This window comes from Achromobacter sp. MYb9 (genome assembly GCF_002975275.1).
Classification (GTDB): domain Bacteria; phylum Pseudomonadota; class Gammaproteobacteria; order Burkholderiales; family Burkholderiaceae_B; genus Achromobacter.
On sequence record NZ_PCOQ01000009.1, the window covers coordinates 58,516 to 84,469 of the forward strand.

Sequence of the window (25,954 nt, forward strand, 5' to 3'; positions counted from 1 at the left end):
GCTTGTCTCCGGAAGTTGCGCGTTTGTCCGCTCGGGAGAGGCCCGGACGCCATCGCGCTTATCCGGCGATTCTTGCCTTGCTACGTTTCTTTGACAATGCTGTCTGTGGTTGACATGGTGTCAAAAATAATTTGACGGCTGCGGTCGGCCCATTGTGGAATAACTGGATATATATCCAGTTATTTGATTCAATGCCGTGTCGGACTCCCACCCCGCGATGTCGCGGGGCCCGTTGACTCACTGAAAGGCAGATCAATGAAATTTGGATACACCATCGTCTATGTGCCGGACGTTGCGGCATCACTGGCGTTTTTCGAACGCGCCTTCGGATTTCCGCGCCGGTTTCTGCACGAATCCCAGACTTACGGCGAACTCGACACGGGCGACACCACGTTGTCGTTCGCCGCGCATGAATTGGGCGCGATGAACTTCAGCACCGGGCACGTCGAAGCCTCGTCCTCCGCCAAACCGTTGGGCATGGAAGTGGCGTTCGTGACGGACGACGTTGCCGCCGCGCACGCCCGTGCGGTGTCGCTGGGCGCCACTGAACTCAACGCGCCGACGGCAAAGCCCTGGGGCCAGGTGGTATCGTATCTGCGCTGCCCCGACGGCACGCTCGTGGAGCTGTGCACACCCATGCACGGCTAATTCGGGATTAGCGCGAAAAGCCCGGCTTTTCGGCATCGTCCGTCTGCACGATCCCCGGATCCAAACCGGGGCGTTACCGTCAGGAATGCCAGAGCGCGGACGCCGGTCCGGACAAGAACTGTCAAGATTTTCAGTTCTTTAAAGTCATGATCTTCGCTGTGCGATACCTTGGACTTTTCTATTCGGAGAGTTGACATGTATTCGCTTTCGAAGCGTTGCGGCGCGGAATTTTTCGGCACGTTCTGGCTCGTGTTGGGAGGGTGCGGCGCCGCCGTGCTGGCGGCCGGATTTCCGGAGTTGGGTATCGGTTTCGCGGGCGTGGCGCTGGCGTTCGGCCTGACCGTGTTGACGATGGCGTTCGCGGTGGGACACATTTCCGGCGGGCATTTCAACCCGGCGGTCACCGTCGGTCTGGTGGCGGGGGGACGTTTCCCCGCCAAGGAAATCCTGCCCTACGTGATCGCTCAGGTCTTGGGGGCGATCGTTGCGGCCGCGGTGCTGGCTTGCATAGCCAGCGGCAAGCTGGGCTTCGATCTCAAGGGCAGTCATTTTGCGGCTAACGGCTACGACGCCTATTCGCCCGGCAAGTACTCGCTGCTGTCCGCACTGGTAACCGAAGTGGTGATGACGGCCGGCTTTCTGTTCGTGATCCTTGGCGCCACGTCCAAGCGCGCGCCAGCCGGCTTTGCGGCCATTCCGATTGGCCTGGCGCTGACGTTGATCCACCTGATCAGCATTCCTGTCACCAACACGTCGGTGAATCCGGCGCGTTCGACCGGGCCGGCGTTGTTCGTGGGCGGATGGGCGATCGAGCAGCTGTGGCTGTTCTGGGTCGCGCCGATCGCCGGCGCCATCATCGGCGCCATCGCCTATCGCCTGGTCCGCGATCCGGCGGCGGAAAAGGGCTAGCCTGCGGTGCGCTAGGGCATCTCGTCCAGTTGCGCCAACTGCGCGTCAGCCGGAAAGCCGCGCGTGCGGTACCTGACCGGATAGCCGGCTTCCTGGGAAAGCAGGGGTTCCAGCAGATGCGCGGCCTGTTCCCACGACACCACCCGGACTTCGCCGATCTCGTCTTCGGCGTCCGGGCGCACGAGCGCCAGCCTGTCGACCTTGGGCAAGGACGTGTCCACGCCTCGGGTCCATGACGCCAGCGAGAACGACGTGGCGGGATCGTCGTCTTGCGTGAAGAGGTTGTAGTTGGCCACGAAGATATCCATGCCTTGTTCTTCATGGATATGGTCCAACGCTTCTTTCTGGGCGTCGTATTCCGACTTGTCCAGCAAGCGCGCCAGGTGCGCCAGACGATGCGCCAGGGCCGGGCTGGCGGGCCGATAGCGCACGGGGCCGCGGTCGTCATAGTGGTACATGTGCGCGCTGACGACTCGCCCCTGGTGCAATGCCTGCAGGCTGAATTCCACCATGGCGATCAGCCCGTCGTCATCGTTGTCTCCGGTAACAAGCAGCACGTCGCGGGTCGGCATCATGAACACGGGACGGCCACGCACCGGCACGCGTTCAAGCATGTCGGGAAGCAGGGCGCGGCTGATGTCGTAGCCGTCCGCCCAACCGCCGCGAAAGACGCCAGGCGTTAACTCGGAAAAGTGGTCGGGTGCGTCGCGCAGGTTGTCGATCGAGATTGCCAGCGCCTGCTCGAACGTCAACGCCCATGCGGCCTCGGGGCCATTGGTCAGCGTGGAGATGGCGTCGGGATGGTCCAGCGCCAGCAGCACGACGCAATCGTCGCCAAAGGGACGGAAGGCGGGATGGAATGCCGAATCGTTGCCTTCCGTGCGGACGTGGTGCAAACGCACGTCTTCCAGCGCGCTGCGGCCGCGGATCACGGGTCTGAGCATCGGCCGCGCGACCGAAGCCTGTTGCGGCGTGCCCTGCGTACTGCTGGACAGCGCCGATACGAAGCCCCGCAGCGCACGCGTCTGTTCGGCTCCCCGGGTGTTGCAATAGGCGTGGTAGGCATTGTGCAGATTGAAGTACGAGCCTTCGCCCAGCAGCAGCCGGAATTCATCCGCTTTGTAGGTCAGTGCGTCCGTGAAGCCTTCGTGCCGCGCCGCGGCGACGAACAGCTTGGCGAACTGGTCCGGCGAGGGCTTGCGCCGGAAGAGAAAGTCCAAAAAACCCATGAAACCCGCCTTTGATTCAAGTGCCGGACAGCGCGACGGCGGCCCGCGACGGGTCATTGTGGCCAGTGAACCCCACGGCGTCCAGCGATAACGCCCCAGCCAGGGAATCCTTCAGTTTGAAATGCTTGCGCTTCCCCGCCTATTGCGGGCCCGACCGTATAGCAAGGGCGGGGAATACGCGGAGGAAGGTGAAAAGCGGGCGGGGCAGGTTGTACATTACGCACTGTCACCTGCTTTATCACTACAGGATTCCTTCACCATGACCGCCCCAGAAGTCGTTATTTCCCCGTCGATCCCTTGCGCCAATGATCGCCCCTTTGTGCTGTTTGGCGGCATCAATGTGCTGGAATCGCTGGATCTGGCCCTGCGCGCCTGCGAGGAATACCAGCGCGTAACTCGCAAGCTGGGCATTCCGTACGTATTCAAGGCGTCGTTCGACAAAGCCAACCGCTCGTCCATCCACTCTTACCGTGGCCCGGGTCTGGAAGAGGGCATGAAGATCTTCGAGGCGGTCAAGAAAGAGTTTGGCGTGCCGGTCATCACCGACGTGCATGAGCCCTGGCAGGCCGCGCCGGTGGCCGAAGTGGCCGACATCCTGCAACTGCCCGCGTTTTTGGCGCGGCAGACGGACCTGGTGGTGGCCCTGGCGCAAACGCAGCGCGTGGTCAACATCAAGAAACCCCAGTTTCTTAGCCCGACCCAGATGCTGAATATCGTCGAGAAATTCACCGAGGCCGGCAACGACAAGTTGATCCTCTGCGACCGCGGCACCAGCTTCGGTTACGACAACCTGGTCGTGGACATGCTGGGTTTCGGCGTGATGAAAAAGGTGACGGGCAACCGCCCGCTGATTTTCGACGTGACGCACGCGTTGCAGCAGCGCTCGGCGTTGGACGCCGCGTCGGGAGGGCGCCGCGAGCAGGTGGCCGAACTGGCGCGCGCCGGCATGGCAGTGGGCCTGGCCGGCCTGTTCCTGGAAGCGCATCCCGACCCCAAGAATGCCAAGTGCGACGGCCCCAGCGCCTTGCCGCTGGACAAGCTGGAGCCGTTCCTGACCCAGCTCAAGCAGCTGGATGACCTGGTGAAATCCTTTGCCCCCATCGACATCGAGCCGTGACGTCGTCTGTCATCCCGACTACGTCAACTTGTTATACGATCCAGGCCACACTTTAGGGAGGCCTGGATGTCTTTGCATGTGATCGTCGCCGTTCGAAAAGAACCCGTCAGCGGGCATATCGCCTACGTGCGTTGGGGCCAGGCCGAGCGCGGCGTACCCGGCTGGGTCACGGAACCCGTGACCGCAGCGGCATCCGAAGTCATTGAAGTCATCAAGGACGGCGGGGATGTGGAAACCGCCTTCAGCGTGGAAGGCACCCGCGTGGCATTGCGCCCGGTGCGGGTGCTTGTCGACGACGGCGGACGTGAGCATCTCGCGTCCGTGCCCGTGCCCAGTTCCACGCTGCATACACTGTTCGATCTGCCCGAGTTCTAGGCGGCGGCGCGGCGGCCTTCGGCAAAGGCGCGCAGCGCATCGTCGGTCAGGCGGTAGCGCACCCATTCATCCATCGGCAACGCGCCGATCGACCGGTAGAAGTCGATGGCCGGCTTGTTCCAGTCCAGCACGCTCCATTCCAGCCGTCCGCAATCGTTGGCGACGGCTTCCTGCGCCAAATGGCGTAGCAGATCGCGCCCGGCGCCGATGCCGCGATGGTCGGGCGTGATGTACAAATCTTCCAGATAGATACCGTTCTTGCCCAGCCAGGTCGAATAGCTGTAGAAATAGACGGCGTAGCCGATGGCCTTGCCGTCCGCCAGGCACATCAACGCCTTGGCCGGAGCTTGGTGGGCGAATAAGGTGCGGGCGACGTCATCGGCGCTGGCGATCACTTCGTGCGCGGCGCGCTCGTAAACGGCCAGTTCGGTGATGAAAGCGTAGATTTGGGCCGCATCCGAGAGTGTGGCGGGACGGATGGTGATATTCACGTTGACTTCCTCCAAATGGGACGGCCATGCTACCCGCTAATGCGCGGGTTTGCAGGCACCCGCGGGTTGGGTCACCGGGAATCCCCCCACTTGCGCCGGGTGGAGCGCGGCGCGACCCTGGCGGAGGAATCCGCCCTCGCGTCCGGACGTGTACACAATGGGGATGTCCTCTATGGCTGAGTCTGGTTCTGCCGCTGGTGAAACGCTATCGCCCGTGCCGCCCAAGCGGCGGCGACTCTCCTGGATCTGGCTCGTGCCCATCGTCGCGGCGCTGGGCGGATTGCTGCTGGTGCTGCAGGTCTGGCTGAACGCGGGACCCACGGCCGTCATCCATTTCCAGACTGCCGAAGGGCTGGAGGCCGGCAAGACGCAGGTGCGCTACAAGGAACTTGCCGTCGGGCTCGTCGAACGCCTGGCCCTGAATCCGGAGCGTTCAGGCGTGGACGTGACGGTGCGCCTTGAAAAAGACGCCGGCAGCATGTTGCAGGAGGGCACGGTGTTCTGGGTCGTCAGGCCGCGCCTGACGCTAAGCGGGGTGTCCGGCTTGGGCACGCTGCTGTCGGGTTCCTATATCGGCCTGGACCCGGCGGGACACCATGGCAAGGACGCTCCGCGCGCGAAGAGCCAGTACGAATTCACCGGCTTGGAAGTACCGCCCGAGGTCGCTCAGGACCGCGCCGGCAAACGCTTCACGCTGCATGCCCGCGACCTTGGGTCGCTGGATATCGGGTCGCCCGTTTACTACCGCCGCATCGCCGTGGGCCAGGTGGTGGGGTACCGGTTGTCCAAGGGCGGCGAAGGCGTGGATGTGCAGGTTTTCGTCGACGCCCCTAACGATGCCTATGTCAACGCGGGCACGCGCTTCTGGAATGCCAGCGGCGTGGATTTCAGCGTCGATGCACGCGGCCTGCGGATGAGGTCGCAGTCGTTGCTGTCGGTGATCGTCGGCGGGGTGGCGTTCGATACGCAGGAACAACGCAGCCATCCGGCGGCAGCGGCTGATGCGACGTTTGTCATCTATCCCAACGAAGAGGCGGCGCGCGCCGAGCCCGATGGCGTGCCGCTGCGCATCCGGATGCGCTTCGACCAGTCGGTGCGCGGCCTGGTGGCGGGCGCGCCCATCGATGCCTATGGCGTGACGATCGGCAAGGTGGACGGGATCAGACTGGATTTCGACCGGACCATCCAGCAGTTCTATGCGGTGGTTTCGGCCACGCTCTATCCCGAACGCCTGGGTGGCGAGACGGTCCGCGAGATCAAGGAATACGCCGGCACCGATCTGCACCATCCCAGCGGCAAGCTGCTGGCGGCGCTGGTCAAGCGCGGCACGCGCGCGCAGCTGCGCATCGGCAACCTGCTGACCGGCCAGTTGTATGTGGCAATGGTCGAATTCCCGAACGCCAAGCCGGTGACGTTCAAGATGGAGGACGAGCCCTTCATCCCGACCGTGCCGAACAACCTGGATCAATTGCAGCAGCAGCTCAGCAACATCGTGACCAAACTCGACCGCGTGCCCTTCGACGCGATCGGGGCCGAGCTGAGCGGGGCGCTACGCGCGGCATCGCGTCTGGTCAAGCGGATGGACACGCAGTTAGCGCCCGAGGCACAGGCCTTGCTGCGGCAGGCCAACCGATCGCTGGCGGCGGTTGGCGGTCTGGTGGCGCCGGATTCCTCCTTGCCCCAGAACACAGACACCGCATTGCGTGAATTGGCCAGGGCCGCCCGATCGCTGCGTGAGCTGGCCGATTACCTGCAGGTGAATCCGGAAGCGTTGCTCAAGGGCCGGGCGCGCGATGCGCCGCCCAGCCGGTAGCCTGTGCGTGCGGTATTTTCTTCATTCGAAGTAGAACGCTTGCCGCAATGTCGGCCGTGGGCCCGCGGGCATGCTGGGACGGGCCCGGGTACGTTACTTGCTGCAAGCGCACGACGACCGGCCGCTGGATGATGGGCGCCGGCGGGGTATCGGAGTGGGGACAATTGCATGGACCATAACGAAATGATGGTGCGCATGATCTCGCAGCCCGTTGCGCCGGGCAAGATCGACGGTTGGGACGGCATACTCTCGGCCTATGCGGATTGCCTGTTGCAAGTGCAGGCCAAACTCTCGGATGCGGATGTCAGACGTTTCCTGGAAGTTGGCGCACTGGTCTTTCGCACCTGCTGTCAGGAAGAGGCGCGGCAGCGCTGGACGGCCGAGGAATTGGCCGCATTCCACCGCAAGCGCGGATTCGGCGTCTAGCGGGACGTCAATACAAACACTGGCTAAGGGTGAATTTGCGACCGAACGCTCGCACTTCGTCACCATCCACCGAAGCCCCCACGTCCCAGTGGTTGCCGCGCGTCACTAAAAACGACTGACCCAGCAGGGCATGGCGCAGCGCGAATTGCCAGAAGGCGGATTCGGTACCGACAGGCTCCAATTCGTGCGGCCCGATCATCAGGCGCGAGGGCCGTGGCGTGGCGCCGATCGACCATCTGAAGGCGATCGCGATGAAGGCGAAACGCGCCGAAAGCGAGGAAGGTTGAACGCAAAGCAGTCGGATCTTGGTGCTCATGGACGTCACCCTGTTCAGGTGTCGTCAGCGTAGCAAAGACCTGCTTGACGTTCCATACCGCGTTTGGCGGATTCCAGCCCGCATGTTCGAAGATTCGCCAGTACCGGGCGGGTTCAGGCTTTGCCTGCGGCGCCGTGCGTGACGCGGGCAAGCAGCAGCAACGCCAAGGCGGGCGCGAGGGCGAAGGCTGCGAATAGCCATCGCGCCGCGTGCTGTGCGCCCTCGATGCCCCCGGGGTCCGCCAAGCCCGCGCTATTGGTGACGACCCCTGCCAAGGCGGCGGTCACGGCCGACGCGTAGAGCTGCACGGTGGTGATCGATGACGATGTCAGCGTTTCTTCGCCTTTGGGCGCAGCGTTGAATATCCGGGTCAGCAGATGCGGCCACGCCAGCCCGATGCCGAAACCCACGCCCGCCAGCGCGACGATGTACGCCGCCAGGCCCCACGGCGACGACAACATGCCGGTCTGCGGCGTCATGATGGCCAGGGCGATCAGCGACGCCAGAATTACGGCGGGGCTTGCGCGCACCAGGCGATCGGCGGCCGTGCCCGTGCGCGTGGAACTGGGCATGGCGGCCAACGTCCAGCCTGCCGCCATCGCCGCCGTCATATAGCCCGCGGCCAGCGGCGACAACCGGTGGATCACTTGAAGGAAGTACGGCACGAAGATTTCGGTCGTGATGGCGGCCACCACCAGGCACATCAGGGCATACAACGCGCCCAGCGGCGCGCGCATTGAATAGGCGCCCGTGGGTAGCAGGCGCCGCTTGGCGCGCGAGTCTACCCGGGCGATCAGCATGGCAAGGGCCAGGCCCCCCGCGATCCCGGCCAGGTTCCAGCCCAGGTTCGTCGACAGGCTGGCCAACGTCACGGCCGCCACGGAAGCCACCAGCAGCGCGAGCGTGCCCAGCGGCAACGTCGAGCGCGGGGCAGGGGGCACCGAAGACCGGCCGCCAACCTTGAACGCCACGATCAACGCCAGCGCCGCGGCAACGGGCAGCAAGGCCCAGAACGCCAGCCGCCAGTGGCCGGCCTGGGCGAAGATGCCGCCGATCGCGGGTCCGCACAGCGTGGCCACGCCCCACATGCCCGACACTAGCGCCATGGCGCGCGACCAGAGTGGCGCGTCGAACACCAATCGGATCAGCGCATAGCTCAAGGCGAACAGGATGCCGCCGCCCAAGCCCTGGATGCTGCGGCCGGCCAGCAGCATCGGCATGGTCGGCGCCAGGGCGCAGGTCACCGCGCCGCCGGTGAAAATCGCCACGGCCAGCAGATAGGCGGCGCGCGGGCCGAAGGTTTCGATCAATTTGGCCGACAGGGCCGACCCGATGATGGACGTCACGACGAACAGGGTCGTGTTCCAGGCGTAGTACTCCAGGCCGCCGATGTCCCGGATGACGCTGGGCAGAATGGTGGTGACGATATAGACGTTGATGGCATGCAGCGCCACACCGCCGGCCAGCGCAATCGAGCGCAGCGCGTTGGCGCCATGCAGCAGGTCGGCCCAGGAAGCGCTCGAATCAGGGGTTGTGCTGATGGCCACCACGGGCTCCAAAGTTATTTAAACAAGTTATGGCTTTGATAATACGCACATCGCACGGTATCCACAACCGAACGTGGGCGACCCGTGAGGTCTTATTGGCGTAGCAGGCCGCGCAGCAACAACTCCAATGCCTGCAAGGCTTGCTCCAGGCGCGGCGTGTCATCGGGGGCGTCGGCGATCCAGAACGCGCTGTCGGTCAGGCTGCCGTTGACCAGCCGGGCAAGGGCGTGCGGGTCCGCGTCGTCGATGATCCGCCCCGCCATCAAGCGCTGCAGCAACGCGGCAAGTGACGTGATGCACTGCTGTTGCGCCGCCTCGGACGCCGGCCCCAACACTGCGCGCCCGTCCTGGAGCACGATGCGGCGGATTTCGGGCTCCGTCGCCATCTGCAGGTAAGAACGGCAGCGCCCTCGAAACGCGTCCCACGGGTCCGCCGCGTGCGCTGAAATGGCATTGAGTCGCTGGTCCACCTCACCATCGATTTGTTCAACGACCGCGGCCAACAAGCCCTTTTTGTGACCGAAATGGTGATACAAAGCCCCTCGCGTCAGCCCTGCGGAAGCGGTCAGATCGTCCATGGACGTGGCGGCGTACCCTGTGTGCTGAAAGGCGCGGCGGGCGGTCGCCAGCAGTTTGGCCCGGGTGGCTTCGATCATCTCGGCGCGCGAACGCGGCATGCGGTTCTCCAGTGACATACGGCGCGTATGTTAATTGACATACGCAATGTATGTGAATACGATCTCGCCGTCTAGCAGATTCAAAAGGTTATCGGTGTCCAATCCGTATCGTGAGTTGTTCAAGGCGCCCGGCGCCACGGGTTTCGTGTTGGCCGGCGCGATCGCGCGCCTGCCCTTGCCGATGATCGGCATCGGCATCATCACGATGCTGTCCGAGGTGCGCGGCGCGTACGCATTGGCGGGCGGGGTCGCCGCCACGTTTGCCTTGGCCACGGCGTTGCTTGCCCCGCGCATTTCGCGCTTGGTGGACCGGCATGGACAGGGGCGGGTGCTCCCGGTGGCGGCGGGCATTTGCGTGCTGGCGCTGATCGGCCTGGCGGCCTGCGTGCAGTGGGGCGCGCCGGATTGGGCGCTGTTCGTCTTCGCCGCGTTGGCAGGCGCCTTGCCCAGCATGCCCGCGATGATTCGCGCGCGCTGGACGGAAATCTACCGCGACCAACCCCAGTTGCGCACCGCTTATGCGTTGGAATCCGTCGCCGATGAACTTAGCTTCATCGTCGGGCCGCCCATTGCGGTGGGCCTCAGCGTGGCGCTGTTTCCGCAGGCGGCCCCGTTGACTGCGGCGTTGCTGTTGGCGGTGGGGGTGACGGCGTTCGTCCTGCAGCGAGCCACCGCGCCTGCCGTGGAAGTCAGGCAAGCCGGTCGCGAGGCCTCGGTCCTGCGCATGCCTCCCATGCGTTCGCTGGTCGCCATGATGTCGGCCATGGGCGTGATCGTCGGCACGATCGATGTGCTTAGTGTCGCCTTCGCCCGCGCGCAGGGCGTGCCAGCGGCCGCCAGCTTGATCCTGTCCGCCTATGCCTTGGGTTCTTGCGTGGCGGGGCTGGTGTTTGGTGTGCTGAAATTCCAGATGCCGCTTGCGCGGATGCTCTCCATCGCCGCGGCAGTCACGGCCTTCACGACCCTGCCGTTGCTGCTGGTGAACGACCTGCTCACGCTTTCGCTGGGCGTGCTGTTGGCCGGACTGTCCTTTGCTCCCACCATGATCATCGCCATGGCGCTGGTCGAAAGCAGTGTCCCGGGGCGGCGCTTGACCGAAGGGCTGACCTGGCTGGTGACGGGCTTGGGCGCGGGCGTGGCTGCCGGTGCCGCGATGGCGGGTTGGGTGGTCGATCACTACGGCGTGAGGGCGGGATTCTGGACGGCGGTCGTCGCGGGCGCGATTGTGCTGCTCGTCTCCTTGCAGGGCGCGCGGGCAGGCGTGCAAGAGCGCATCCCGTCCTGACAAGGGCGGCTCGATAGAATGGCGGTTCCGGCGCGCTGCGGGGCGCGCCGCCTACAGGAGCATTTCATGTCTAGAACCGTCGTCAATCCCGACACCGTTTTCAACACCGTCCAATACGGATTCAGCCAGGCCGTCATCGTGACGGGGCAGCGCAGGATGCTGCTGTCGGGCCAGGTTGGCGTCGATATCAACGAACGCACGGTGGGGCCGGGCCTGCAAGAGCAGACCGAGGCCGCGCTGGACAACATCCAGCGCGTCCTGGCCGCGGCGGGCGGCACGCTGGCGCAAGTGATCATGCTGCGCATCTACATCTGCGAGACGGCGCGCGAAGATCAGGAATTGATCGCGCAGGCCCTGCGCGACCGTTTTCCGGTAGACCCTCCGCCGTCCTCGTGGATCATCGTCAGCGGGCTGTCTCTGCCTGAATGGCTGGTCGAGATCGAAGCGGAAGCGATGCTGGACTAAGCAAGGCGATTCAGTTTTTGTCGCGCCAGGGCGTGGTGGCGAACGCTTCGCGCAGATGAGCCAAAAAGCCCGAGGTGCGGGCGGATAGGTCCTGGCGCGACTTCACCAGCGCCACCACATTGGCGTCGGGCAGGTTCCAGCTGGCCAGCACCGGCACCAGCGACCGGGCCTTCACGTATTCGGCCACATCCCATTCCGACCGCGCGACGATGCCGTGCCCGGCCAGCGCCCACGCCACCGCGGCCGCGCCCGTGTTGCTGGATAGCACGGGCGCGATGCGCACGCCGACCGCCGGTCCGCGGCCGCGCTTGAAACGCCACAAGGTCACGTCCTCGTCGTTTTCGCGCAAGGCAATGCAGTCATGGTCGCGCAGGTCTTCCGGCTTGGCGGGCGCGCCGCGCCGGGCCAGGTAGGCGGGCGACGCGCACAGAATGCGGCGGTTGGGCGCCAGCGGGTAGGCCACCAGCGTGGAATCGCGCAATTCGCCGATATGCACCATCACATCCCAGTTGTCGGTGGCCAGCCGCGGCGGTCCGTCGGACAGCGTCAGGCTGGCGGTGATGTCTTCGCTGCTTTTTCGGAAACCCGCCACCAGCGCGGCCACATAGCGCTGGCCGAAACCCAGCGGCGCGACCACGCGCAGATGGCCGGCCACGACGCCGCGCCGTCCGGCCAGCTCATCGGCCAGATCGCCCAGTTCTCCGCAGATCTGTCCGGCTCGCAAGGCAAGCAGCCGGCCTTCGTCGGTCAGTACAGTGCCGCGCCCCGACCGGTTGACCAGCCTGACGCCCAGACGCTTTTCCAGTGCGTTCAGCCGCTGCGTGACGGCAGGGGGCGTCACATCCAGGGCGCGTGCGGCCTGCGCCAACGAGGGCGTGGCCGCCAGGCTCATGAAAAAGCGCAGGTCGTCGGTGGTGATCATTTAGATATGTATTAATTGAAGGTTAAGTTCGTATTAAACACGCAAGGGCCTCGGCGCGCCATACTGCTTGCAACGGGACGCGGGGCTCGCCTGGCGTCCATCCGATCCGACCTGCCGAGACCGCCCCGATGACTATTCCCCGCCCATCCACGCCCATGGATTCTCTGGATACCCCTTGCTTGTTGCTGGACGAAACCCGCATGACGCGCAACATCCAGCGCCTCAATGCGCTGATGGCCGGCCATGGCGTGCAGTTGCGGCCGCATTTGAAGACGCCTAAATCCATCGACGTGGCGCGCCGGGTGATGACCAGCCCGCAGGGGCCGGCTGCCGTTTCCACCCTGCAAGAGGCCGAGCAATTTGCCGCGGCAGGGGTCACCGATCTGCTCTATGCCGTCGGCGTGTCGCCCTCGAAGCTCGACCGCGTGCTGGCCCTGCGCGAGAAAGGCGTGGACCTGACCGTGGTGGTGGACAGCGTCGAGGCCGCCCAGGCCGTCGCCGCCAAGGCCGCGGGCCGCCCCGTGCCCACGCTGATCGAGATTGATTGCGACGGGCATCGCGCCGGGGTGCAGCCTGGCGATCATGGGCATCTGCTGTCGATCGCGCGCGTGCTGCATGCCGCAGGCTGCCTGCGCGGGGTCATGACGCACGCCGGCGAGTCCTACGGCTGCCGCAGCGCCGAGGCGATCGCCGACATGGCCGAACAAGAGCGTTGGGCCGCCGTCAGCTGCGCCGACGCAATCCGCCAGGCAGGCCTGCCGTGCCCCGTCGTCAGTGTCGGCTCGACGCCCACCGCCCACTTCGCCCGTCACCTCGATGGCGTGACCGAAGTGCGCGCGGGCGTCTACGTCTTCTTCGACCTGGTGATGGCGGGGTTGGGCGTATGCTCGGTCGACGACATCGCCGTCTCCGTGCTGACGACTGTCATCGGCCACCAGGCTGACAAGGGCTGGATCCTCGTCGACGCCGGCTGGATGGCCATGTCGCGCGACCGAGGCACCGCCAAGCAACCGGTGGACCAACTGTACGGCCTGGTTTGCGACGTCGACGGCAAGGTCTATCCCGACCTGTTGCTGGCTGAAACCAACCAGGAGCAGGGCATCATCACGGTGCGCGCCGGAAGCGGCGCGCGTCTGCCCGATCTTCCGCTGGGGACAAAGTTGCGTATCGTGCCGAACCACGCGTGCGCCACTTGCGCGCAGCACGACGCCTATCAAGTCGTGCGGCCGGGCGAGCCTGGCGTGGCGGCCCGCTGGGAACGCTTCCGCGGCTGGTAAGCCTTCGCCATCCTCTCCGTATCAACAGGAAATCGACCATGGAATTGATCAATACCGCCGACGCCACGCCGCCCGCCGGGCACTACTCGCAGGCCGTTCGAGCGAACGGCTTTGTCTTCGTATCCGGTCAACTGGGCTTCCTGGCGCCCGCGCAGGCCAGCGCCAAGCCGCAGTTGGCGGCTGGGGCCTCCGCCCAGACCGAAGAGGCCTTGCGCAGCGTGAAGGCCATCCTGACGGCTGCCGGCGCATCGCTGTCCACGGTTGCCAGCGTCACGGTGTATATCCCGGACATCGGGTTGTGGGACGAGGTCAACCGGGTCTACGAACGCGTCTTTGGTGATCATCGGCCGGCGCGAGCAGTGGTGCCCACGCGCGGACTGCATTACGGCGCGCTGGTCGAAATCAGCGTGGTCGCGGTGGCCGCCCCGAGCTGATCCGGCGCCTATAATGCGGACGCCTCAATGCCTTCGGGGGAGAACGTTCGCATGCAGTACGAATATCTGTTCTGGTCCATGGCCGCGATGGTGGCGGCCGCGCTGGTTGGCGGCTCGCTTTGTGGCCGTCTGCGTTCGGTCAAACAGGTGCTGGCAGGGGTCGTCGCGTTGGCCGCAGCGGTCTTCGTGGCCGTTTTCCTGCTGTCGCGCCACGGTGGCTTCAGTGACTTGTCGGCGATGCTGTCGATCGCCGCTTTCATGTTCAGCCTGGTGATCGGCACCGCGGCATCCTTGCTCACGCGGCGCATCCTGCAGCGCCGCTGAGCCTGCCGCGTTGCTGCTTACTCTTCGGCGTCGAATTCTTCGGCGTCTTCTTCGTCGTCCTCGTCCTGCTCCAGGGCGTCGTAACCCTTCCAGGTAATGCGCCAACGGGTCGCGGCGGCGCTGGCTGCCGTTTCGCTCACTTGCTTGACCAGGCCGGCATCAGACAGCAGGTCCAGATGATGCGCGATGGTCTGCAAACCCTGTTCTTCGGGATGCGGGGCCAGCGCGGCGTTCTTGATGTCGTGCGTGCTCAAGTTGGGGCCAGGCGCGTCGCGCAGGGCGCCCAGAATCGTGACGACCAGATCGAAATCGCGTTGCATGATGTTCACCGTATTGAAAATGGGTAGGCCGACAATAGCAGAGTTCCGTGGCGTCGATGCGACAGTGCGCAAGCCCGGGTTACAGTCCAGGGTTCTCGATAACGAAACACACAGAACGCTATGAAGAAACCCGCTGAACGCGATTGCCTCGCGCTGATCCCCGGCTACTCGGGCCAGGCCGCCAAGCTCTTTCTTTCGCGCGGCGAAGACGACCAGATCGCCGGCGTGACGGTCTATGACCTGCTGGGGCATGTCAAGCAGCAGGGCGACGCCGAGGCCGCCGCCGCCTGGATCGGCTCGTGGCTGGCCGAAGAAGCCGGCAACCGACGCGCGCGCCGCACCCAGCTGCTGGCCCAGATGTTCATCTGCAAGCTGACCGGCGACGAGAAGGATGCCTTCCTGGCGGCCCAGAAGCCGCTGATCCGCGTCCTGGCCGAAGCCGGGGTGCGTTGCCGTAGCGTCGCCGCCACGTCCGGCGCTGCCCGGCAGTCCCTGGGACCGAATGTCAAGAAGCATTAGCATAAGGCTGTTATAGTCGCGCCTGAGCGTGAGATTGCACCTTGACGGTGCGTGCGCTCAAGCGGGCCCCGCCCGCTGATCAAGGAAGATTGAACATGGAAATAGTAAGTCGGCACCTTGCCGACGTGACGGGCGGCGTCGAGCTGCTCACGACGATTGATGGCGAGTCCATCAGCGTCTATGTCGTGGTGGGCGTAACCGATCTCAATGCGATCGCGGACATCGTTCCCATCCAAAAAGTCGAGGCTGGAGCGGATATACACGCTTCAAATGTCGACAATGTTGATAATGCGCAAGAACAAATCGACCAAGTCCTGGAAAATATGAATCCCGGCGACGTGGCGGTTTTCCTTTGCTCGGGTTCCGATGCTTTCGGCGCGGCACTCGATTTGTTGGGTTTACCTATCGACGAGTAAGCCTGACGGCAAACCAAAGTGCCTATCTGAACGGCGTATGAAGGGTGTACGGGTTTAGACGGCATTTATATAAGCCTTGATTGTTTTTTTATGATGTATGGGTGTTTACACCTATGCAGGGACAAGTTTTGCCTATGAAAACGTGCAAATTTTCAACGCAGTTTCTCTTTGTTGCATTATTGGCACGTATTTTTTAGGATTATGTTGACTTGTGAGGGGAACATAACGATAGTGTCGGCACACGATCACAAGCGTTGCGATTTTCGTTCAGTGCCGTGCCTTTTCCGGCTCAGCGTTATTGTTCTACTGTCCCCTCCTTGATTGATTCGTGACCTCCGGGCATTTGCCCATTATCTCTAGGAAATACAGTATGGAAACCGGCGTCGTTAAGTGGTTCAATTCGGAAAAAGGCTATGGCTTCATCACCCCGGAAGCGGGTGGTAAGGATCTGTTCGCTCACTTCTCCGAAATCCAGGGTTCTGGCTTCAAGTCTCTGGAAGAGAACCAGCGCGTCAGCTTTGTGACGGCCAATGGCCCCAAGGGCCCGCAAGCCACGAAGATTCAGGTCCTGTAAAGGTCTGAGTTTTCAAAAAAGCCCCTTCGGGGGCTTTTTTTGTTTTCGCGCGGTATCCTTGGAGGCGGCCGCAGGTGCGTTGCCGCTTCTCCATCCCTCAGGATCCCGCCATGACTTCCCCCTCCCAGAAACCACTCGCCGTGCAGCCGCAAGACGTGGTCGCGTTCTGGAGGGATGCGGGGCCGCAGGCGTGGTTCAGCAAGAGCGAGACGTTCGACGCTGACTTCCGCCAGCGTTTTGAAGCTGCGCATTGGGCTGCTGCCTCGCGCCAGCTCGACGACTGGCTGGAAGACGCGGACGGTGCCTTGGCGCTGATGATCCTGCTGGATCAGTTCCCCCGGAATGCGTTCCGAGGCACGGCGCACATGTTCGCCACCGATGCCTTGGCCCAGTACTTCGCGGAACGCGCAATCGCTTCCGGCCACGACCTTGCCGTCGATCCGCGGCTGCGCCAATTTTTCTACCTGCCGTTCGAGCATGCGGAAAGCCTAGTGACGCAGAACCGCGGCGTTTCGCTGATGGAACACCTGGACGCGGATTCGCTGCGCTGGGCGGTGCTGCACCGCGACATCATCAAGCGTTTCGGCCGCTTCCCGCATCGCAACGCAGCGCTGGGCCGCCAGACGACGCAAGCCGAGCAGGAGTTCCTGGAGGCCGGCGGCTTTTCGGGCTAAGGCGTCCAGCAGGGGAGGACGCGGCCAGTACCACCCCTCGCGTGGCCAATGCCGGGATGTATCCGTTTATAGCAAGGTGAAAATCTTCTTTGGCATGACGCGTTTGGGGTGTCGGCATCGCTGTGTCTTCGACACCCGTTCTTCGGCACCGGTTCGTGCCGGCATACCGCGTCCACCATTCGCATATTTGACGTTTTTCGGGGTTCGCCAATACACTGGGTTCAGCGAGATTTTCAAGCGACGCGGTCTGCGTTAACTTGTCGCCGTCAGTGGTGCTGCGGTTGCTTCCTCTCCCATCCTTGATGATCTGGCGCCCCGCGAGCAATCGCACTTTCTAGGTTCAAGGACACTCCATGGCAACCGGCATCGTTAAGTGGTTCAACGCCGAAAAGGGTTATGGCTTCATCATGCCCGACGACGGCAGCAAAGACCTTTTCGCCCATTACTCCGAAATCCGCAGCGAAGGGTATAAGTCGCTGCAGGAAAACCAGCGCGTCACCTTCGAGGTCGGTACCGGCCCCAAGGGCCCGAGCGCCAAGAACATCAAGGTCGCGGCCTGATGTTTTCCGGGTAGCGCGCCGGGCAAGTCCCCGGTGTTCGGCCCATAAAAAAGCCCCCATGCGCAATGCATGGGGGCTTTTTTTGCGGAATTTTTAGTGCTTTTGCGGAGCGGTCGTCGACAACTTGTCCACCAGCGCGATCCCCAGCGCCGACAGGATGAACAACGCGTGGATGATCGTCTGCCACATGACGCCCGCTTCGGTGAAGCGCGCGTTGGGCGTACCGATCGTGCCGGCCTCGATGAAGGTGCGCAGCAGATGGATCGACGAGATGCCGATGATGGCCATCGCCAGTTTCACCTTGAGCACGCTGGCGTTCACGTGGCTTAGCCATTCAGGCTGGTCCGGATGGTTCTGCAGGCGCAGACGGGACACGAAGGTCTCGTAGCCGCCCACGATCACCATGACCAGCAGGTTCGAGATCATGACGACGTCGATCAGCCCCAGCACCAGCAACATGATTTCCATTTCGCCAAAGCTGTTGGCGTGCGTCACCAGGTGCCACAACTCTTTCAGGAAGAGCATGACGTAGACGCCTTGCGCGACGATCAGCCCAAGGTACAGGGGCAGTTGCAGCCAGCGCGAGCTGAAGATCAGGCTGGGCAGCAGGCCTAGGCGGGGAGGGGGAGTGTTATTCATGTTGGGTGCGAGCCATGTGTGGTGGGGCAATGAAAAGTGCGGCGGCAATTCTATCAATGCCCGGCCACGCCAGGCATCAGTTTTTTATGACCTCTGGATGACAGTGAAGGCACCGCGTTACCACGCTTGCGCGCGGTTTGCTGGGCAATTGTGTAAGCGAAACTGCCATTTGCGAAACTCTGTGGCGAAACGCTTTGTGCGCTTTCGGCATGGATAGAATTGCCGCCTCACTCGCATAGAGCCAGTCAAGAGGAGTTTGTTCCATGAAGATCCGCTACACCGTTGCCGCGTTGACCGTTGCGCTTGCCCCTTATTCCGCATCGCATGCCTTCGATATCGGCGGCCTGGTGGGCGCCGGCAGCAAGGTCGTGCAAGCTGCCACCCTGAGCGACGCTGAAATCAAGACCCTGTCGGACAAGGCTTGCGCGCAAAGCGATTCGCAGGAAAAAATCGCCGCGCCAGGCAGCAAGTACGACGCCCGCCTGCAGAAGATCGCCAAGTCCCTGGGCGGCACGGTCAATGGCCAAAAGGCCAACTACAAGGTCTACATCACCAAGGACGTCAACGCCTGGGCGATGGCCAACGGCTGCATCCGCGTCTACAGCGGCCTGATGGACATGATGACCGACGACGAAGTGCTGGGCGTGGTGGGCCACGAAATCGGCCACGTGGCGCTTGGCCACACCAAGAAGGCCATGCAGACGGCCTACACGGTGTCGGCGGCGCGTGACGCGGCGGGCGCCGCTGGCGGCGCCACGGTCGCAGCCCTGAATTCCTCGCAACTGGGCGACCTGACCGAGAAGTTCATCAATGCGCAATTCTCGCAATCGCAGGAAAGCGACGCCGACGACTACTCGTTCGACCAATTGCAGGCCAAGAAGCTCAATACCCGTGGTCTGGTGACGGCATTCCAGAAGCTGGCCGAGCTGGATGGCGGCAAGAGCGATATGATGAGCTCGCACCCGTCCTCGGCCAAGCGCGCTCAGCACATCGAAGATCGCATCGCCAAGGCTAAATAAAGACGTCGAAAAGGCGTTCTCCCTCCCTTTTCGGGTGGAAAACGGGGCGCGAGCATCCGGGCAAATCCGGGGCTCGCGCCCCTTTGCGTCAGGGTTCCGGAAGTTTCCGGTAAAATGGCGCGTTTATCCGCCCGTAATCTCATCTCTCGGAAAATAGGTCTTTTAATGCAGCCTGTGGTTGAAACCCTCTCCGGCCTGGAGCGCCGTGTTGATCTGGCCGTCTCGGTGGCCGACGTCGAAAAGGAAGTCCAGGCGCAATTGAAGCGCGTGGCTCGCACCGCCAAGGTCCCCGGCTTCCGCCCGGGTAAAGCTCCGCTCGCCATGCTCGAGCGCAGCCATGGCCCCGGCATCCGCTACGACGTGATCAATAGCCAAGTTGGCCGTGCGTTCGAACAAGCCATCGACGGCGCCAAGCTGCGCGTCGCTGGTGCCCCGAACCTGGAACCCAAGACCGAAGGCGTCACCGACGACACGCTGGCGTTCACCGCCACGTTCGAGGTCTACCCTGAAGTCGTCGTGCCGGACCTGTCGTCCTTGGCCGTCACCCGTTTCGACACCGCCGTCACCGACGCCGAAGTCCAACAAACCCTGGACGTCCTGCGCAAGCAGCGCGCCACGTTCGAAGCCCGTGAAGGCCGCGCCTCGCAAGACGGCGACCGCGTCACGCTGGACTTCGCCGGCACCATCGACGGCGTGCCGTTCGAAGGCGGCAAGGCCGAAGACTTCCCGTTCGTGCTCGGCCAAGGCCGCATGCTGCCGGAATTCGAAGAAGCCGCCCGCGGCCTGAAGGCTGGCGAAACCAAGGTCTTCGAACTGAAGTTCCCTGACGACTACCAAGGCGTCGAAGTCGCCGGCAAGACCGCCGAATTCACCATTACCGTCAAGGAAGTGGCTGAAGGCGTGCTGCCCGAACTGAACGGCGAATTCGCCAAGTCGCTCGGCCAGGCCGAAGGCGACATCGAAAAGCTGAAGGCCGACATCCGCAGCAACATCGAGCGCGAAGTCAAGGTCCGTTCGGCTGGCCGCACCAAGTCCAGCGTCATGGACGCCCTGGTCGAAGCGGGCAAGTTCGACGTGCCGAAGGCCCTGGTCGACAACGACGTTCAAGGCCGTGTCGCCGCTGCTCGCGAAGAGCTCAAGCAGCGTGGCATCCCCAACGCCGAGTCCGTGCCGATCCCGGCTGAAGCTTTCTCGACCGAATCCGAACGCCGTGTCCGCCTGGGCCTGCTGGTGTCGGAACTGGTCAAGCAAGCCCAGTTGCAAGCCAAGCCCGAGCAAGTTCGTGCGCGCATTGAAGAATTCGCGGAAAACTACGAACAACCCGCTCAGGTTGTCAGCTATTACCTGGCAGACCGCCAGCGTCGTGCTGAAATCGAGGCTATCGTGCTCGAAGACAACGTTGTCGCGCACGTGCTGGAAAAGGCTAAGGTCACCGACGAAAAGGTGCCTTTCGATCAGTTGATGGGGATGGCGTAACACTATGCAGAGATTCACCGATTTCTATGCGGCAATGAATGGCGGGTCTTCGGTGACCCCCACCGGCCTGGGCTACATTCCCATGGTTATCGAGCAGTCGGGGCGCGGCGAACGCGCCTACGACATCTATTCGCGTCTGCTCCGCGAACGGCTCATTTTCCTGGTGGGTCCGGTCAACGACGCAACGGCCAATCTGGTTGTGGCGCAGTTGCTGTTCCTGGAATCGGAGAATCCTGACAAGGACATTTCCCTGTACATCAACTCGCCCGGCGGGTCGGTGTATGCGGGAATGGCCATTTTTGACACCATGCAGTTCATCAAGCCGGACGTATCGACGCTGTGCACCGGCCTGGCGGCCAGCATGGGCGCGTTCCTTCTGGCGGCTGGCAAGAAGGGCAAGCGTTTCACGCTGCCCAACTCGCGGATCATGATCCATCAGCCGTCGGGCGGCGCCCAGGGCCAGGCATCGGACATCCAGATCCAGGCTCGCGAGATCCTGGACCTGCGCGAACGCCTGAACCGGATCCTGGCCGACAACACCGGCCAGTCGATTGAACGCATCGGCCTGGACACGGAACGTGACAACTTCATGTCCGCCGAAGATGCGGTATCGTATGGATTGGTGGACAAGGTGATGACCTCCCGCTCGGAAGGCTGACTTCCCGGTTGATCCGAACCCGCTGCCATCAAGTTTGAGTAAGCGCATGCGCTGGACCCTTATCCGGTCTGGCGCATCTTTACCTGAGATACGAAACAAATATGCCTGAAAAAAAGGGATCGGCAGACGCAAAAGTGCTGCATTGCTCGTTTTGCAATAAAAGCCAGCATGAAGTCCGCAAGCTGATCGCGGGTCCGTCGGTATTCATCTGCGATGAATGCATAGACCTGTGCAACGACATCATCCGCGAGGAAGCGCAAGCGACCGCGCGCGCGGCTATTCGTTCCGAACTGCCTACTCCGGCCGAGATCAAGACGTTCCTGGACCAGTACGTGATCGGGCAAAATTCGCCCAAGCGCATGCTGGCAGTGGCGGTCTACAACCATTACAAGCGCATTCGTCACGGCGAGATCAAGGGTGACGAAGTCGAGCTCTCCAAGAGCAACATCATGCTGATCGGCCCCACCGGGTCGGGCAAGACGCTTTTGGCCCAGACGCTGGCGCGCATGCTGAATGTGCCCTTCGTCATGGCTGACGCCACCACGTTGACCGAAGCCGGCTACGTGGGCGAAGACGTCGAGAACATCATTCAAAAGTTGCTGCAGAACTGCAACTACGAAGTCGAGAAGGCGCAACGCGCCATTATCTACATCGACGAAATCGACAAGATTTCCCGCAAGTCCGATAACCCGTCCATTACCCGCGACGTGTCGGGCGAGGGCGTGCAGCAGGCCTTGCTGAAGCTGATCGAAGGCACGGTTGCCTCGGTGCCCCCGCAAGGCGGGCGCAAGCATCCCAACCAGGACTTTGTCCAGGTCGACACGACGAACATCCTGTTCATCGTCGGCGGCGCTTTCGATGGGCTGGAGAAGGTCATCCGCGACCGTACCGAGAAATCGGGCATCGGTTTCTCGGCGTCCGTGCGCGCCAAGTCCGAACGCGGCGTGGGCGAACTGTTCTCGGAAGTCGAGCCTGAAGATCTGATCAAGTTCGGCCTGATTCCTGAACTGGTCGGCCGCCTGCCCGTCGTCGCCACGCTGGACGAACTGGACGAAGCGGCCCTGGTGCAGATTCTGACCGAGCCCAAGAACGCCTTGCTCAAGCAATTCCAGAAGCTGTTCGCCATGGAAGGTGCCGAGCTGGACCTGCGGCCTGCCGCATTGAAGGCTATCGCTCGCAAGGCGCTCAAGCGCAAGACCGGCGCCCGTGGCCTGCGTTCGATCATCGAACAGACGCTGCTCGACACCATGTACGAGTTGCCTTCCCAAGGCAACGTCAAACGTGTCGTGGTTGACGAAGGCGCCATCGAAGGTGAAGGCAAGCCCCTGCTGATCTACGCCGACGAAGCCGGCGAAACGGAAAAGCCGGATCGCGGAGAAGTCCGCGACGCTGCAGCCTGATATTTCAAAAAAACCCGTTCCTGTAACGGGTTTTTTTCCTTCCTGGCGGCCCTCAGGGGCATTTTTTTTTGCCTTTCGTTTATCAGGCCGCCGGGATCTTGAATTTTCGGCTATTGTTCCCATAACAGACGTAACTGACGTGGATAGCTCGGGGTATACCCGGGCCTCCTGTCCCCGATACGCCGAGTCATACCGAGGAACCTCCTATGTCTGCCAGCCAGACCCTGCCTTCCGACCCGATCGACCTGCCCCTGCTCCCACTTCGCGATGTCGTGGTGTTTCCGCACATGGTCATCCCGCTGTTCGTCGGCCGTCCGCGCTCTATTCGCGCGCTCGAGGTTGCGATGGAAGCGGGCAAAAGCATCATGCTCGTGGCCCAAAAGTCCGCCGGCAAGGATGACCCCACCCCTGAAGACGTCTACGAGATCGGCTGCGTAGCCGGCATCCTGCAGATGCTCAAGCTGCCCGACGGCACTGTCAAAGTGCTGGTCGAAGGCACCCAGCGTGCCCGCATCAACAGCATCGAAGACGCCGATTCGCACTTCACCTGCCAGGTGACGCCGATCGAGCCGGACGCCATGCAAGGTTCCGAAACCGAGGCCCTGCGCCGCGCGATCGTTGCCCAGTTCGAACAGTACGTAAAGCTCAACAAGAAGATCCCCCCGGAGATCCTGACCTCGCTGGCTGGCATCGATGATGCCGGACGCCTGGCCGACACGATCGCCGCGCATCTTCCGCTGAAGCTCGAGCAAAAGCAGAAGATGCTCGAGATCGTCGGCACCTCCGAGCGCCTTGAAGGTCTGCTTACCCAGCTTGAAACCGAAATCGACATCCTCCAGGTCGAGAAGCGGATTCGTGGCCGTGTGAAGAAGCAGATGGAAAAAAGCCAACGCGACTACTACCTGAATGAGCAGGTCAAGGCCATTCAGAAGGAGTTGGGCGAAGGCGAAGAGGGCGCGGACATCGAAGAGCTTGAAAAGAAGATCATCGCTGCCCACATGCCCAAAGAGGCGCGTAAGAAGGCCGATGCCGAGCTCAAGAAGCTCAAGCTCATGTCGCCCATGTCGGCCGAAGCCACCGTGGTGCGCAATTACATCGACACGCTCATCAACCTCCCCTGGAGAAAGAAGAGCAAGATCAACAACTCGATCGCCAACGCCGAGACGGTGCTGGACAACGACCACTACGGTCTGGAAAAGGTCAAGGAACGCATCCTGGAATATCTTGCCGTGCAACAGCGCGTGGACAAGGTAAAGGCCCCGATCCTGTGCCTGGTTGGACCTCCGGGCGTGGGTAAGACCTCGCTGGGCCAGTCCATCGCCAAGGCGACGAACCGCAAGTTCGTGCGCATGGCGCTGGGCGGCGTCCGCGACGAGGCCGAGATCCGTGGCCATCGCCGGACCTACATCGGCTCGATGCCGGGCAAGATCGTCCAGAACATGTCGAAGGTCGGCGTGCGCAATCCGTTGTTCCTGCTTGATGAAATCGACAAGCTGGGCATGGATTTCCGTGGCGATCCCTCGTCGGCGTTGCTTGAAGTGCTGGATCCGGAACAGAACCATACGTTCCAGGACCACTACATCGAAGTCGACTTCGACTTGTCCGACGTCATGTTCGTGGCCACCAGCAATACGCTGAATATTCCGCCGGCGCTGCTCGACCGCATGGAAGTCATCCGCCTGTCCGGTTACACGGAAGAGGAAAAGATCCATATCGGCCGCGACCATCTGCTGCCCAAGCTGATGAAGAACAACGGCGTGAAGGACAGCGAACTGACGGTGGACGATTCCGCGCTGCGCGACATCGTGCGCTACTACACCCGCGAAGCTGGTGTGCGTGCGCTCGAACGCGAAGTGGGCAAGATCTGCCGCAAGGTCATCAAGCAATTGCTGACGCAGACCGACCGCGCCAAGGCTGAAGGCAAGACCTTTGAGGTCAAGCCGGTCAATGTCACGGGTGAAAACCTGAGCGACTACCTGGGCGTGCGCCGCTACACCTTCGGCATGGCCGAAAAGGAAAACCAGATCGGTCAGGTGACGGGTCTGGCCTGGACCGAAGTCGGCGGCGATCTGCTGACGATCGAAGTCGCGGACATGCCCGGCAAGGGCGTCATCCAGCGCACGGGTTCGCTCGGCGATGTGATGAAGGAGTCGGTCGAAGCGGCACGTACGGTGGTGCGTTCGCGTGCTCGCCGTCTGGGTTTTGCCGACAGCGTTTTTGAAAAGCACGACATGCACGTGCACGTGCCGGAAGGCGCGACGCCCAAGGACGGTCCGTCCGCAGGTATCGCGATCACCACGGCCATGGTGTCGGCGTTGTCTCGCATCCCGGTGCGCGCCGATGTCGCCATGACCGGCGAGATCACGCTGCGCGGCGAAGTGCTGCCGATCGGCGGTCTGAAGGAAAAGCTGCTGGCCGCACACCGTGGCGGCATCAAGACGGTCTTGATCCCGGAAGAAAACGTCAAGGACTTGGCGGAAATCCCGGATAACGTCAAGAACCACCTTGAGATCGTGCCGGTCCGCTGGATCGACAAGGTGCTGGAACTGGCCTTGGAGCGTTTGCCTGAGCCTCTGGCTGAGGAAGAGGCCGTCAAGGAACCGCTGGTGGCCAAGCCGGCCGAGCCGGGTTCGACTGATCCGGTGCTGAAGCACTGATCACGACAGCCCTGGCGCCCTTGAAAGAGGGCGCCCATGAAAAACCCCGCTGAAGCGGGGTTTTTCTTTGGGATTTGGCGTTCAACGAGGGTTGAACGCCAGGCCGCGGAGGCCTTGCGGCTTGGTCAGTGCAAGGCGTGCGGGCGAATCAGGCCGACCGCGATGCCTTCCAGCGCGAATTCCTGGTCTGCTTCAACTACGATGGTCTGGAAGTCCGGGTTTTCGGGCAGAAGCTCGATATGCCCGTTGGTGCGCTGAAGGCGCTTCACGGTGACGTCGTCGCCCAGGCGGGCCACGACGATCTGGCCGTTGCGGGCTTCAGAGGCTTTCTTCACGGCCAGCAGGTCGCCTTCGAGGATGCCGGCGTCGCGCATGCTCATGCCGCGAACTTTCAGCAGGTAGTCGGGGGCTTGTGCGAACAGGTGAGGGTCGACGCCGACTTCGCGTTCCACGTGTTCCGCCGCCAGGATAGGGCTGCCGGCGGCGACACGCCCCACCAGCGGCAGCAGCAGGTGCGTCAGCGAAGGCAGGGTCAGGGAAGTGGGCGTGGAAGCAGTGGCGCCGTCTTTCAGGCGGATGCCCCGCGAGGCGCCGGCGGTAAGCTCGATGGCGCCCTTGCGCGCCAATGCCTTGAGGTGGTCTTCCGCCGCGTTGGGCGAGCGGAAACCCAGGGCCTGGGCGATTTCGGCACGCGTCGGCGGGAAGCCGGTGCGCATGACGGTTTGCCGGATGAGGTCCAGGATTTGTTGCTGGCGATCGGTTAGTTTGCTGGCCATGGCGATGATCC

30 protein-coding genes are annotated in these 25,954 nt (G+C 62.8%); 21 read left to right on the forward strand and 9 right to left on the reverse strand.

Translation table 11 applies throughout. From position 1 onward, the window contains the following. Positions 1-255: 255 nt before the first annotated feature. Entirely contained in the window at positions 256-648 is a 393-nt protein-coding gene (locus CQ050_RS15115; RefSeq protein WP_105557655.1) for a VOC family protein, read from the forward strand. A 195-nt stretch (positions 649-843) separates the two neighbouring features. Next, a complete protein-coding gene (gene aqpZ, locus CQ050_RS15120; RefSeq protein ID WP_105557656.1) occupies positions 844-1,557 on the forward strand; it encodes an aquaporin Z in 714 nt (237 codons plus the stop codon). 11 nt (positions 1,558-1,568) lie between these two features. Here aqpZ and CQ050_RS15125 read toward each other — a convergent pair whose 3' ends face one another. Then, entirely contained in the window at positions 1,569-2,786 is a 1,218-nt protein-coding gene (locus CQ050_RS15125) for a hypothetical protein (RefSeq protein ID WP_105557657.1), read from the reverse strand. A gap of 259 nt (positions 2,787-3,045) precedes the next feature. Here CQ050_RS15125 and kdsA point away from each other — a divergent pair, with 259 nt between their 5' ends. Both kdsA and CQ050_RS15135 read left to right on the forward strand, forming a co-directional pair. Beyond that, positions 3,046-3,903, forward strand: a complete 858-nt coding sequence (gene kdsA / locus CQ050_RS15130; protein ID WP_105557658.1) for a 3-deoxy-8-phosphooctulonate synthase — start codon at positions 3,046-3,048, stop codon at positions 3,901-3,903. Positions 3,904-3,969: 66 nt separating this feature from the next. Continuing rightward, positions 3,970-4,278 carry a carbohydrate isomerase gene (locus tag CQ050_RS15135; RefSeq protein ID WP_105557659.1) on the forward strand — a complete coding sequence of 103 codons (309 nt, stop codon included), beginning with the start codon at positions 3,970-3,972 and terminating at the stop codon, positions 4,276-4,278. Here CQ050_RS15135 and CQ050_RS15140 read toward each other — a convergent pair. Then, positions 4,275-4,769 carry a GNAT family N-acetyltransferase gene (locus CQ050_RS15140; RefSeq protein ID WP_105557788.1) on the reverse strand — a complete coding sequence of 165 codons (495 nt, stop codon included), beginning with the start codon at positions 4,767-4,769 and terminating at the stop codon, positions 4,275-4,277. The genes CQ050_RS15135 and CQ050_RS15140 overlap by 4 nt on opposite strands. Before the next feature lie 172 nt (positions 4,770-4,941). On the opposite strand from CQ050_RS15140, the gene CQ050_RS15145 reads away from it, so the two are divergent. Together CQ050_RS15145 and CQ050_RS15150 are read left to right on the forward strand one after the other, a co-directional pair. Continuing rightward, on the forward strand, positions 4,942-6,582 hold the full coding sequence (locus CQ050_RS15145; protein WP_369868340.1) for an intermembrane transport protein PqiB: 1,641 nt from the start codon (positions 4,942-4,944) through the stop codon (positions 6,580-6,582). 168 nt (positions 6,583-6,750) lie between these two features. Next, positions 6,751-7,008: a hypothetical protein gene (locus CQ050_RS15150; RefSeq protein ID WP_105557661.1), complete on the forward strand. Its 258-nt coding sequence runs from the start codon at positions 6,751-6,753 to the stop codon at positions 7,006-7,008. A 7-nt stretch (positions 7,009-7,015) separates the two neighbouring features. Here CQ050_RS15150 and CQ050_RS15155 read toward each other — a convergent pair whose 3' ends face one another. From CQ050_RS15155 to CQ050_RS15165, 3 genes are all read right to left on the reverse strand, one after another. Next, on the reverse strand, positions 7,016-7,324 hold the full coding sequence (locus tag CQ050_RS15155; protein WP_105557662.1) for a hypothetical protein: 309 nt from the start codon (positions 7,322-7,324) through the stop codon (positions 7,016-7,018). Between the two features lie 113 nt (positions 7,325-7,437). Then, entirely contained in the window at positions 7,438-8,871 is a 1,434-nt protein-coding gene (locus CQ050_RS15160; RefSeq protein WP_105557663.1) for an MFS transporter, read from the reverse strand. Between the two features lie 92 nt (positions 8,872-8,963). Further along, a complete protein-coding gene (locus CQ050_RS15165) occupies positions 8,964-9,548 on the reverse strand; it encodes a TetR/AcrR family transcriptional regulator (protein ID WP_105557664.1) in 585 nt (194 codons plus the stop codon). Positions 9,549-9,642: 94 nt separating this feature from the next. Between CQ050_RS15165 and CQ050_RS15170 the strand changes: the two genes are divergently transcribed. Together CQ050_RS15170 and CQ050_RS15175 are read left to right on the forward strand one after the other, a co-directional pair. Continuing rightward, positions 9,643-10,833, forward strand: a complete 1,191-nt coding sequence (locus tag CQ050_RS15170; protein ID WP_105557665.1) for an MFS transporter — start codon at positions 9,643-9,645, stop codon at positions 10,831-10,833. A 66-nt stretch (positions 10,834-10,899) separates the two neighbouring features. Further along, a complete protein-coding gene (locus CQ050_RS15175; protein WP_105557666.1) occupies positions 10,900-11,298 on the forward strand; it encodes a RidA family protein in 399 nt (132 codons plus the stop codon). 10 nt (positions 11,299-11,308) lie between these two features. Here CQ050_RS15175 and CQ050_RS15180 read toward each other — a convergent pair whose 3' ends face one another. After that, entirely contained in the window at positions 11,309-12,220 is a 912-nt protein-coding gene (locus tag CQ050_RS15180) for a LysR family transcriptional regulator (RefSeq protein WP_105557667.1), read from the reverse strand. A 128-nt stretch (positions 12,221-12,348) separates the two neighbouring features. Here CQ050_RS15180 and CQ050_RS15185 point away from each other — a divergent pair, with 128 nt between their 5' ends. The 3 genes from CQ050_RS15185 to CQ050_RS15195 are packed head-to-tail and all read left to right on the forward strand — an operon-like array spanning position 12,349 to position 14,255. Next, positions 12,349-13,497 carry a DSD1 family PLP-dependent enzyme gene (locus tag CQ050_RS15185; RefSeq protein ID WP_233214075.1) on the forward strand — a complete coding sequence of 383 codons (1,149 nt, stop codon included), beginning with the start codon at positions 12,349-12,351 and terminating at the stop codon, positions 13,495-13,497. Between the two features lie 38 nt (positions 13,498-13,535). Beyond that, positions 13,536-13,931 carry a RidA family protein gene (locus tag CQ050_RS15190; RefSeq protein ID WP_105557669.1) on the forward strand — a complete coding sequence of 132 codons (396 nt, stop codon included), beginning with the start codon at positions 13,536-13,538 and terminating at the stop codon, positions 13,929-13,931. 51 nt (positions 13,932-13,982) lie between these two features. Then, a complete protein-coding gene (locus tag CQ050_RS15195; RefSeq protein ID WP_105557670.1) occupies positions 13,983-14,255 on the forward strand; it encodes a hypothetical protein in 273 nt (90 codons plus the stop codon). A 17-nt stretch (positions 14,256-14,272) separates the two neighbouring features. Here CQ050_RS15195 and CQ050_RS15200 read toward each other — a convergent pair whose 3' ends face one another. Continuing rightward, the gene (locus CQ050_RS15200) at positions 14,273-14,575 is read right to left on the reverse strand and encodes a DUF2513 domain-containing protein (RefSeq protein ID WP_105557789.1); all 303 of its coding nucleotides are present in this window, start codon (positions 14,573-14,575) and stop codon (positions 14,273-14,275) included. 120 nt (positions 14,576-14,695) lie between these two features. On the opposite strand from CQ050_RS15200, the gene CQ050_RS15205 reads away from it, so the two are divergent. The 5 genes from CQ050_RS15205 to CQ050_RS15230 all read left to right on the forward strand — a co-directional run bounded on the left by CQ050_RS15205 (position 14,696) and on the right by CQ050_RS15230 (position 17,318). After that, the gene (locus CQ050_RS15205) at positions 14,696-15,094 is read left to right on the forward strand and encodes a hypothetical protein (protein WP_105557671.1); all 399 of its coding nucleotides are present in this window, start codon (positions 14,696-14,698) and stop codon (positions 15,092-15,094) included. Positions 15,095-15,189: 95 nt separating this feature from the next. After that, complete coding sequence (locus CQ050_RS15210; RefSeq protein WP_105557672.1) at positions 15,190-15,510, forward strand: hypothetical protein; 321 nt, start codon at positions 15,190-15,192, stop codon at positions 15,508-15,510. Between the two features lie 370 nt (positions 15,511-15,880). Continuing rightward, complete coding sequence (locus tag CQ050_RS15215; protein WP_006220190.1) at positions 15,881-16,084, forward strand: cold-shock protein; 204 nt, start codon at positions 15,881-15,883, stop codon at positions 16,082-16,084. 110 nt (positions 16,085-16,194) lie between these two features. Next, complete coding sequence (locus CQ050_RS15220) at positions 16,195-16,758, forward strand: DUF924 family protein (protein WP_105557673.1); 564 nt, start codon at positions 16,195-16,197, stop codon at positions 16,756-16,758. 353 nt (positions 16,759-17,111) lie between these two features. After that, positions 17,112-17,318 (forward strand): cold-shock protein, encoded by a 207-nt coding sequence (locus CQ050_RS15230; protein WP_006225311.1) that lies wholly within the window; start codon positions 17,112-17,114, stop codon positions 17,316-17,318. A gap of 93 nt (positions 17,319-17,411) precedes the next feature. Here CQ050_RS15230 and CQ050_RS15235 read toward each other — a convergent pair whose 3' ends face one another. Continuing rightward, positions 17,412-17,957 carry a TIGR00645 family protein gene (locus CQ050_RS15235; protein WP_105557675.1) on the reverse strand — a complete coding sequence of 182 codons (546 nt, stop codon included), beginning with the start codon at positions 17,955-17,957 and terminating at the stop codon, positions 17,412-17,414. 263 nt (positions 17,958-18,220) lie between these two features. Between CQ050_RS15235 and CQ050_RS15240 the strand changes: the two genes are divergently transcribed. The 5 genes from CQ050_RS15240 to lon all read left to right on the forward strand — a co-directional run bounded on the left by CQ050_RS15240 (position 18,221) and on the right by lon (position 25,167). Continuing rightward, the gene (locus CQ050_RS15240) at positions 18,221-18,976 is read left to right on the forward strand and encodes a M48 family metalloprotease (protein ID WP_105557676.1); all 756 of its coding nucleotides are present in this window, start codon (positions 18,221-18,223) and stop codon (positions 18,974-18,976) included. 165 nt (positions 18,977-19,141) lie between these two features. Then, on the forward strand, positions 19,142-20,452 hold the full coding sequence (tig, locus tag CQ050_RS15245; protein WP_105557677.1) for a trigger factor: 1,311 nt from the start codon (positions 19,142-19,144) through the stop codon (positions 20,450-20,452). A 4-nt stretch (positions 20,453-20,456) separates the two neighbouring features. Continuing rightward, complete coding sequence (gene clpP, locus CQ050_RS15250; RefSeq protein ID WP_105557678.1) at positions 20,457-21,110, forward strand: ATP-dependent Clp endopeptidase proteolytic subunit ClpP; 654 nt, start codon at positions 20,457-20,459, stop codon at positions 21,108-21,110. Between the two features lie 101 nt (positions 21,111-21,211). After that, complete coding sequence (clpX, locus tag CQ050_RS15255) at positions 21,212-22,510, forward strand: ATP-dependent Clp protease ATP-binding subunit ClpX (RefSeq protein WP_105557679.1); 1,299 nt, start codon at positions 21,212-21,214, stop codon at positions 22,508-22,510. A gap of 206 nt (positions 22,511-22,716) precedes the next feature. After that, on the forward strand, positions 22,717-25,167 hold the full coding sequence (gene lon / locus CQ050_RS15260; protein ID WP_006225305.1) for an endopeptidase La: 2,451 nt from the start codon (positions 22,717-22,719) through the stop codon (positions 25,165-25,167). Positions 25,168-25,292: 125 nt separating this feature from the next. Here the strand turns inward: lon and lexA are convergent, their stop codons facing one another. Continuing rightward, on the reverse strand, positions 25,293-25,943 hold the full coding sequence (gene lexA, locus CQ050_RS15265; RefSeq protein ID WP_105557680.1) for a transcriptional repressor LexA: 651 nt from the start codon (positions 25,941-25,943) through the stop codon (positions 25,293-25,295). Between the last annotated feature and the right edge of the window lie 11 nt (positions 25,944-25,954).